Origin of the sequence: Pseudoalteromonas sp. TB64, assembly GCF_000498095.1 — a bacterium.
Lineage (GTDB): Bacteria > Pseudomonadota > Gammaproteobacteria > Enterobacterales > Alteromonadaceae > Pseudoalteromonas.
In genome coordinates this window covers 1-1,141 of record NZ_AUTQ01000141.1, presented here as the reverse complement: position 1 = coordinate 1,141, position 1,141 = coordinate 1, and the positions used below count along the sequence as shown (strand labels likewise).

At 33.5% G+C, this 1,141-nt stretch carries 1 protein-coding gene and 1 pseudogene; one reads left to right on the top strand and one right to left on the bottom strand.

Translation table 11 applies throughout. The annotated features are described in order from the left end of the window. A partial coding sequence (locus L647_RS1000000125300) for a helix-turn-helix domain-containing protein (RefSeq protein ID WP_139015429.1) occupies window positions 1-155 on the bottom strand: 155 nt, incomplete at its 3' end. A 366-nt stretch (window positions 156-521) separates the two neighbouring features. Here L647_RS1000000125300 and L647_RS0111275 point away from each other — a divergent pair. Further along, a pseudogene (locus L647_RS0111275) lies at window positions 522-1,141 on the top strand (hypothetical protein); the annotation flags it as partial.

Here is a 1,141-nt window from a genome sequence, read left to right as displayed (position 1 = left end):
TAACCTCGCTTACCTGTATTTCTAGAAAGCTCTCTTGAAATCGTAGATTGCGATAAATTAGTTAGCTCAGCAATACTTTGTTGCGTAAAACCACTTTTCTTTAGAACGGCGATCTGGCATCTTTGCGCATAGGTCAGTTGTTTGTAATGTCTCATTGTAAAATCTCTTGCCGGAGAAAAAGCAGTTAGCTTATGAGCAACTGACCACTTAATCTAGCCAAAACAAGTTATGCACTTACAATTTGAATCTAGGTTATAAAAAACACACAGGAAACATTTTTAACTTAACAATCAATAATTTAAAATGATAATAAAAAATGAACTATATTTACATTATTGTTTTTGAACAAAAAAATCTAATATCGTTAATTAATATCATTGTATGTATCTATCCCCCATTATAATGTTAAATAATATTAAATAAGATTTAAAAGATAAACTTTTCTATTTATTAGATAAATAAGAAAAATGAACCTATACTGCACTTGAAATCAATATCTAAATAAAAAATAGGAACAACATATGAAAAAGCTATCTGTAGCAGTAGCAATATGTGCAGTTTTAGCATCTAGTTATGCTAGTGCTGAAGTAAAAATCAATGGTTTTGCATCAATTGTAGGCGGTAAAAGTCTGGATAGTGACCGGACTTTATACGATTATGATGATGATATTTCATTTAAAAACGAAAGCGTTTTTGCATTACAATTATCGGCAGATTTACATGACAAACTAACTGCAACAGCACAAATTGTAGCTCGAGGTGAAAACGATTTTGACGCTGAATTTGAATGGGCTTATGTTACTTACGAGTTCAGTGATGAGCTACAGTTAAGCGCAGGTAAAATGCGTGTACCATTTTACAAATATTCTGACTTTTTAGATGTAGGCTACGCATATCGCTGGGTTCGCCCGCCAAAATCAGTATATGGCATTCCATTTTCAACATATGAGGGTCTTAGCTTAGTTTATAGCTCTCAATTAGGAGATTGGGACTCTACTTTACAAGGGTTCTATGGTGCTTTTGATGGGGATATTGATGTATTCGGAAATGATTTACCAGCAGAGTTAACTAATTTTGGTGGTGTAAACTGGAGCTTATCTTACGATTGGTTTAGCGCTCGTGCAGCATACATTGTAGCCGA